This is a genomic window from Paenisporosarcina sp. TG20 (assembly GCF_000286315.1).
GTDB lineage: Bacteria > Bacillota > Bacilli > Bacillales_A > Planococcaceae > Paenisporosarcina.
Genome location: NZ_ALJG01000179.1, coordinates 1 through 7681, shown reverse-complemented (window position 1 = coordinate 7681; position 7681 = coordinate 1). Strand labels below are relative to the sequence as shown.

The window sequence follows — 7681 nt, the reverse complement described above, 5'->3', positions numbered from 1 at the left end:
CGGAAATTATACCGGAAACCAAAGTCGATACTATATGGAATGTCCTTCTAGACATACTTAAATCCTTTCTCTTAAAGGACCGGGCGTACTTACCCGGTTTTTCTTATCAAATTGAAGAACTAAGTTGGGTTAATACACCTACAATTAATAAAATAATAATTGATAAAGAGCAGTCAAAGTACAAATAACGTTGGTCTAGTAGAGAGCCATTTCGCTTCATATGACGTCTAATAAAAGTGCCTAGGATGAACACACCAATTACTGTAATAATTTTTGCAATCAACCAGTATCCCCAAGTAGTCGTCCATAATAGAGAGAGTGATGGAGATAACAACCATGCATAGATACTTCCGGTCAAAGTTAAAATAACTATGCTCAGCAATGCCATTTTTGAAAAAGTTCGAATAAATACCTGAGCTAAGCCTTTTTTCCACAAGAATAGAGCATAGACGAGTCCAGTTATCCATAACGACGAGAATAGTAAATGTACGAAGTTTAAGGATATCGTCACAATAGGGAAATTTGATGCAATTGCATGACTATTTAAGCTCTTTACAAGTAATAGCCCTGCTAACCAGGCTAGATCAACATAGCGGTTGCGCCCCACAATATATAGACCTAAAACGGTGATCACTAAAGTTGCAGTCCAAAATTGACCAACATCTGTTCTGAGAAATAAATCTTGCCAGGAAATACTTTCAAATATTCTTGAGAAGTTACGAGCTTGAGACCATGTGAAAAGCACGAGCATTACTAAATGAAGTAGTTGCGTCTGTACTAAGTAGGGGATTTTATATCCTCTAAACCTCCAAAGTAAAGTACCTGATAGTAATAATAGTGATAATAAATAAGCTGATTTGATAATAGAAGAAAGGGGAGTCGCAGTTTTGTTTTCAACATCTTCTGTATCAGTAGTTGAAGATTGCATAGACATTAAAGTTGTTTGACCTATTTCACTAGAAGATTTAGTTTCAAGTTCTTCTAATAAAGCATCTTTCTTATCCTTGCTTACAATAGAGTCTATTTTTCCATTAGTTGCATTAGTAGTTGGTTGAACCCTATCTTTTACATGAAAGGAAATACTTCCATTAATGGGGTGACCGTCTTTTGATATAACTGAATAAGAAACTATCACTAATCCATTTGTAGAATCTAGAAGTGGAATTTTTAGGATATCTGATGTTGAATTTAATGAAGGGTCTCCACTTGTTATCGATTTCCCTTGTTCATTTTGTACATCCATTTGAAAGAGATTTTTGTCAATTGGTGTAGTAAACGTAAGCGTTACTTCAGATGGTAAAGATGCAATGATAGATTGGTTTGCTGGAGAACTTGATACTAAATCTGCATGAGCAACTGCTGTTGGAGAATATGTAAAGTAGTTTATTGAAATTAATAAAATGATAATTATTTTCTTAATAAGACTCGCCTCGTTTCTCGTGCTTATTAATAATACGAAAAAAACGTCCGAAAAGATTAGTTAATCCACAAGGTAAATTGTGAATAAATAAATTTAGGTCAATTGGAAAATGAATGGATAATAAAATTTCATTATATATACAAAAAAATCCCTTCCAGCTTGCTAGAAGGGATTAGACTGTCATACGCGAAGTTTAGAATTGTTAAAATAATCTTTAATTATATTCTCATCGGAATGAGGAATATATTTACCTTGCACAAGTTGTGAGCCGTTTATATTGCCACCTGTTAGTAAAATGATATCTCCTGGTTGGCTTGCTTCTAATGCTATTTTTACTGCTTCATGTCTCATAGGAGATGTCAGAACTTCTTGCAAATAAGGAACTGAAAAACCTTTAAGCACATCGTCGACGATATTCCAAGGATCTTTGTAGCCAGGATGATCAACCGATACAACTAAAATGTCGGCTTTACCTTCAGCAACTTTCGCCATTTTTGGCATTTTAGCAGAGTCTCTAATACCAACTCCAGTAATTAACACAACTAAACGATTATGTGTCAGTGTTTTTACAGCACGTATGATTGAATCCAATGCAACAGGCGTGTGCGCATAATCTAAGATTATCTTTCGTTTTTCAGGTCCATGAATTACTTGGAAACGACCATCGACTTGTTTAATATCTGGTAAGACGACTAAAATTTCCTCTAGTGGAACGTTGGCCAATAAAGCAGCCCCAATCGCTGCTACTAAATTCGCTACATTATGTTCCCCATATATGGGGACACTAATCCTTTGTGAAATACCTTTATAAAGTAAATCAAATGATATACCTTCATCATTATGATAAAGGTTTGTCCAAATCAAATCTGCACGTGAGCTTTCATTTTGAGAATAAGTTAAGAACGAGGAACCTTGAACGATCTGTAAAATGTCTTTGCTCATACCGTCATCATCTAAATTTACAACACTTGCTTTTGTTTGAGAAAATAAGCGGAGTTTGGACATCTTATAATGATTAAATGTTTTATGATACTCCATATGTTCTTGTGAAATATTTGTGTGAATTGCCACATCAAATTTAAATCCACATACACGAAATTGATCTAATGCAATCGAAGAAACCTCCATAGAAACAGCTTTGTCTCCTAATTTTACAAGTTCGCTAAAAGTGGATTGTATATCTGAAGACATTGGAGTAGTAGGAGTGCTTTTTTTAATATGTAACATTTCTTTTGAAGAGAAAATACCATTAGTTCCAAGCATTCCACATGGCAAACCAAGTAAATTAAATAAATTCTGTACATATGTACAAACTGTTGTTTTCCCGTTAGTCCCAGTAACACCAACTTTAAATATTTTATCACTCGCCTGATGATTATATTCAATCGCAGTATAAGCTAATGCTTCACGGGAATCGTGAACAACCACAAAAGAAACGTTTGTATGAAGTAAAGTAAAACTTTTTATAATTGATTGTTTTGAGGCAATAATAGTCGTAGCTCCATTTTGAATGGCTTCTTCTATATAAAGGTGTCCGTCTGTTTCTACGCCAATAATGCAAAAAAAGGCAAAATTCTTTTTTACATCTCGTGAATCATAGACGATTCCCGCAGTATTTTGAGTGGAGGGTCCATAAACGTGGAGTGCATTTAATTTTGGGATTTGAGTCCATTGAATATCCATGAAATGCTCCTTTATCTTCAATAATGGAAAAATTATTTTTATCAATAGCCCAAAGCTCATTATGGGATTAAACGGGCAATATTTTCTGCAATTCATTCTTTAAGTACTTGTGTGGACTTTGCTCAGCTTGATAAGGCAGGTTTAAAGTGTACCATTACAATTAATAAAACAATATAAGTATTTTCTCATAATTAGTTTGGATTTTTTGTATGTTTTGGTAGGACATTTTATGATATACAGAAATAAAAGTTCTCGAGCTCATCTCTAATCTTAGAGTAATTACGTTTTGCTCCAAGCGCCACCCGCGTGCCCTTATTGGAGTCGGGAAAACGAACCATTCGTCTATCGTCCTTCAAGCCTCGGCGTCGGGTTAAAATGCGCGTTGCGTTTTTCTTAATTTAGTATGCATTAAAATCTACAAGCAATGCTTACAAATAATATTTAAAGGATTTTTTTGATTTAAGAAGAATTTATATATAGATGGAGGTGTTATATAAATTGAAAATTTTAGTACTTGGTGGAACTTCTTTTGTGGGTCGTTATTTAGTAGAAGCAGCAGTAGAAAATGGACATGAAGTAGTATTATTTAATCGGGGAAAAACGAATCCAGAAGTATTTCATCATTTAAGACATATCCAAGGTGATCGCAGAAATGATGCGAAATTAATCGGTGAAGAACAGTGGGATGCAGTTTTTGATACTTGTGCGTATTCACCACAAGATTTAGAACCTACAATAGATAGTTTAATGAATAAAACAAAAGTCTATATGTTCATTTCAACGATATCGGTTTATGATGATTATAAAAATGGAAGACCAGATGAAACGAGTTCTACTTTCACGCAAAGGATTGAAACAGACGAAGTGACGGGAGAAACATATGGACCTTTAAAAGTAATGTGTGAGGATTTGGTGAATAATACATTTGAAAATCGAGCATTAATTATTAGACCTTGTATCGTAGTGGGTCCTAATGATCCGACAGATCGTTTTACATATTATGCGCAACGATTGATGAAAAGTGGAAAAATAGCATTGCCGGGTGGTGATGAGCCATATCGGTTAGTTCAATGGATTGATGTAAGAGATATGGCGAAATGGATTATACAAATGGTTGAAGAAGGAGTAAGGGGAACATTCAATGCAGCTTCAAATCCTGTTGCGTTGAATCAATTCTTTAATGCTATTGCTAACGAAAATATTGATAAAGAGTGGATTTCAGATGAAGTATTGAATAAAGCGGATTTAGGAGCGAGAAGATTTCCATTTTGGATGCCTATTTCGGAAGATTTTCCTGAAGGTTTCGTAATTGTAAATAACAAACTTGCTGTAGAACATGGATTAACATTTCGACCATTAGAAGAAACCGCAGAAGATACTCGAAATTGGTCAAACAATCGCGAACTAAAAGCAGGACCTACAACAGAACAAGAACAATTACTACTTAAAAAATAAGAAATTAAAAATTTAGAAGGAAGTGAACACTTAAATAGTCATGTAAAAGAGACTATTCGAATGTCTAGTAATCATAGACTTTCGAGTTAGTCTCTTTTTATTGGGATTTAGCACATTTACAAATAACTATTTAACGTAAGACAAAAACCGGCGATTATGACAATTAAGACAAACTCTTTAAAATAAAGCTTTCTATTCAAGTATATATTACAAAAATATTAAAAATTCTTAAAATTGTTTAACTACAATTGATAGTAGGGTAGATAAATTGTAAGACACAACTTAATGGGAGGTAACATCATGAACTATGATTCTAAACGTAGAATTAAAATAGCTATTTCAGAAGAGCAGATGTATGAAAAATTAGAACAATTTAAAATAGAGGGATTTGCGGAAAGTGATATTCATGTTGTTTCTAAAGAACACTCACACATGAGAACGTTAAATCGTCATTCAGATGCTACAACACATGAAGCCGGACATGTTATGGATAAATTCAAATCATGGTTTACTGGTAAAGACGCAATTAATGAAGGATTACGTAATTTAAACTTGAGTGATTCTGAAACAGATCGCTACTCGAAAGATTTAGAAAAAGGTGGGATAATTCTTTACACAGAGGGTGAGGCAGAGCTAAATGAGAGTGATGTTGCAACCCAACCAAAGGAATTCTTTAATGAAGTACTAAAGCCTAATCAAAATGAAGAACGTCATGACCTTGAAAAAGAGCGTAACAAAGTGCTACAAAACCACAATTTATAATAATATGAACTATATCTATTTGATAAGACCCCTTATTTTATAGAAAAACCCGTTGCAGAAATTAGAGCTGCAGCGGGTTTTGTGTATGCAAAATTTAATTAGAGTTTCTTGGTTTAATATAGTCACGTTAGAAATTTATTTCCAAGTAAAACCTTTCATTTGTAAAAACTCTTTCATATGAGTTCTGCGAGGTTCTTTTAAGAAGTTGGTCATAGCTTTAGTCCAATTTAATACTTTTTGATTGGAACTTCTTGTTGAATAATAATCATCCATTGTTTTGTCATAAGCAGGTAACAAGGTATTATATTTCTCACTATCGTATGAATTTTCATGTAGGATTGCCTCCACTGGTAAGCGAGGTTTCACTTCGTGTTGTTCGTTTGGGATGCCCATTGTCATAGCGAATACAGGGAAAACATGAGTAGGGAGATTCAATAATTCACTAATCTCTATAGGATTATTTCGAACACCCCCAATATAACAAATTCCATATCCTTTTGATTCTGCTGCGATGGCTAAATTCTGGGAGAAAATTGCAACATCTGTTGTTCCAACGATGACATTTTCTGCTGTATCAATAACAATAGAAGTATCATTCATCAATCCGGCAGAATGAAGTCTTTGAAAGTCTACGCAGCAAACAAATACCGCACCTGCAGTTTCCATTTGTGTAGGATTTTTTGAATATTTTCCTAATTTTTTCTTAATAAGTTCATCAGTTATCCAAATCACACTGTAGGCTTGTACAAAATGTGAACTAGCTGCATGTTGAGCAACAGAGATGAGTTCAAACACTTCTTCTTTTGAAAGTTGCTTGTTTTTATATGTGCGAATTGAGGTATGGGAAGATAATAACTTTAATACCAATAGAACCAGCTCCTTTCTTAATATATTAACAGAAAGAACCCGAAGAATAGTAGGAATTAGGAACTGTATAAGGGTTTAGCATTCTCCTATATAATCGAATATCCGTCAATCCAATTTAAAACAATGCACATGTAAATTGCTAGTAGGCTCTTTTTCTAAGAACAGTATCGAAAGGTCTTGTCTCTTTCTGCGCTTGAAAATCGAAAGGGGGAACAATACGATATAGATGGTAAATTATCTAGGTCTACAAGCCAAATATGCTCTTAAGCATTGGTTCACGCGTTGATCCGGAAGATTGGGGGGGGATCTTACTCGAATAAAAAACCAAAGAGCAGCTTCACTCTTTGGTTTATTTTATACTTATACTCTTACGGAAGTAATTTTGCAGATGTTAATCGTTTACGTACTAAAATACCAACCGTTGCAGCAATTACTGCTTTTATAATACCTACAATAATAAATGGAGTTACACCGCCAGCCAAAGCGGCCGTCCAACTTAGATCAGCGATGAACTTTAACCATACTGATCCAAAAGTTAATGTAATAATCATTCCAATAATATTGGCTATAATTGCATTTCTTAAGGTAAACCCGAAACGTTCTAAATACAAGCCAATCAAGAATGCAGCCGGAATAAATCCGATTATATAACCTCCTGTCGGACCAAAGACAATACCTAGTCCTGAAGTCATCGCGCTAAATACAGGCACCCCAACAATTCCTAACATAATGTAAACAAGTATAGATATTGTCCCATAACGTTTTCCTAGAATAGTCGCCGCTAGTCCAATTGCAAGTGTTTGACCAGTAATCGGAACAAGTGGTAGAGGTATTGTTAGTTGTGCCATAATGCCGATAATCGCTGCAAAAAGAGCAGAAACGATTAACATTTTTAATTGTTCATTTCTCATATGTAGATCCCTCACTTTGTGTAAACTTAACTATAATTTTAGTTAACATAAATCATCATAATAAATTATTATTAATTCGTCAATAGTCAGTGTGGGATATATTTCTAATTAATGAATATTTTGCATTGATTATTTTATTTATATGTGGGTATACAAAGAGTAATCAAATTCTAGAGGGGGACAATCCAACATGGAAAATAAAAAACCACAGAGTAAATATGCTAAAGAAAAAGGCTTTAAACCATCGACTAATGAATTTGTGAATAAGACAGATGATGAATTTATCGAGCATCAAGATACATTGGATCATGATAATTTTGCCAAAGTTGAAAGAAACTCTAGTAATTCAAAACAAGAAGATCTTGTAGGAAAGAATCAACGTCCAACGAAAAAAGAATCCAATAGAAATGATCGACCAATAGATGGCCTTCAAATACAAGGTGCTGATCCAAATCTGGGACCAATCTCTTTTGACCATAATAAGCGAAAGAAAACTAATCAAGACGGAGATTAAGAATAAAAGAACTTGTCTTGTTGAAAGAATTCATAGTAAATTCAACACAAAACAAAATCCCTTGCAGTA

General features: G+C 34.1%; 7 protein-coding genes. 3 read left to right on the top strand and 4 right to left on the bottom strand.

What is annotated here, in order from left to right; genetic code table 11:
- Positions 1–106 precede the first annotated feature (106 nt).
- Both B371_RS0102855 and B371_RS0102845 read right to left on the bottom strand, forming a co-directional pair.
- Positions 107–1387 (bottom strand): copper resistance CopC/CopD family protein, encoded by a 1281-nt coding sequence (locus B371_RS0102855; protein ID WP_237721496.1) that lies wholly within the window; start codon positions 1385–1387, stop codon positions 107–109.
- 213 nt (positions 1388–1600) lie between these two features.
- Entirely contained in the window at positions 1601–3103 is a 1503-nt protein-coding gene (locus B371_RS0102845) for a UDP-N-acetylmuramoyl-L-alanyl-D-glutamate--2,6-diaminopimelate ligase (RefSeq protein WP_019412806.1), read from the bottom strand.
- A 498-nt stretch (positions 3104–3601) separates the two neighbouring features.
- Between B371_RS0102845 and B371_RS0102840 the strand changes: the two genes are divergently transcribed.
- On the top strand, positions 3602–4558 hold the full coding sequence (locus B371_RS0102840) for an NAD-dependent epimerase/dehydratase family protein (RefSeq protein WP_019412805.1): 957 nt from the start codon (positions 3602–3604) through the stop codon (positions 4556–4558).
- Positions 4559–4858: 300 nt separating this feature from the next.
- Positions 4859–5320 (top strand): general stress protein, encoded by a 462-nt coding sequence (locus tag B371_RS0102835; protein WP_019412804.1) that lies wholly within the window; start codon positions 4859–4861, stop codon positions 5318–5320.
- Positions 5321–5455: 135 nt separating this feature from the next.
- Here B371_RS0102835 and B371_RS0102830 read toward each other — a convergent pair whose 3' ends face one another.
- Positions 5456–6187 (bottom strand): NADPH-dependent oxidoreductase, encoded by a 732-nt coding sequence (locus B371_RS0102830; protein ID WP_019412803.1) that lies wholly within the window; start codon positions 6185–6187, stop codon positions 5456–5458.
- Positions 6188–6555: 368 nt separating this feature from the next.
- A complete protein-coding gene (locus B371_RS0102825) occupies positions 6556–7098 on the bottom strand; it encodes a biotin transporter BioY (RefSeq protein ID WP_019412802.1) in 543 nt (180 codons plus the stop codon).
- Positions 7099–7288: 190 nt separating this feature from the next.
- Here B371_RS0102825 and B371_RS0102820 point away from each other — a divergent pair, with 190 nt between their 5' ends.
- Positions 7289–7612 (top strand): hypothetical protein, encoded by a 324-nt coding sequence (locus tag B371_RS0102820; RefSeq protein WP_019412801.1) that lies wholly within the window; start codon positions 7289–7291, stop codon positions 7610–7612.
- Positions 7613–7681: the final 69 nt, after the last annotated feature.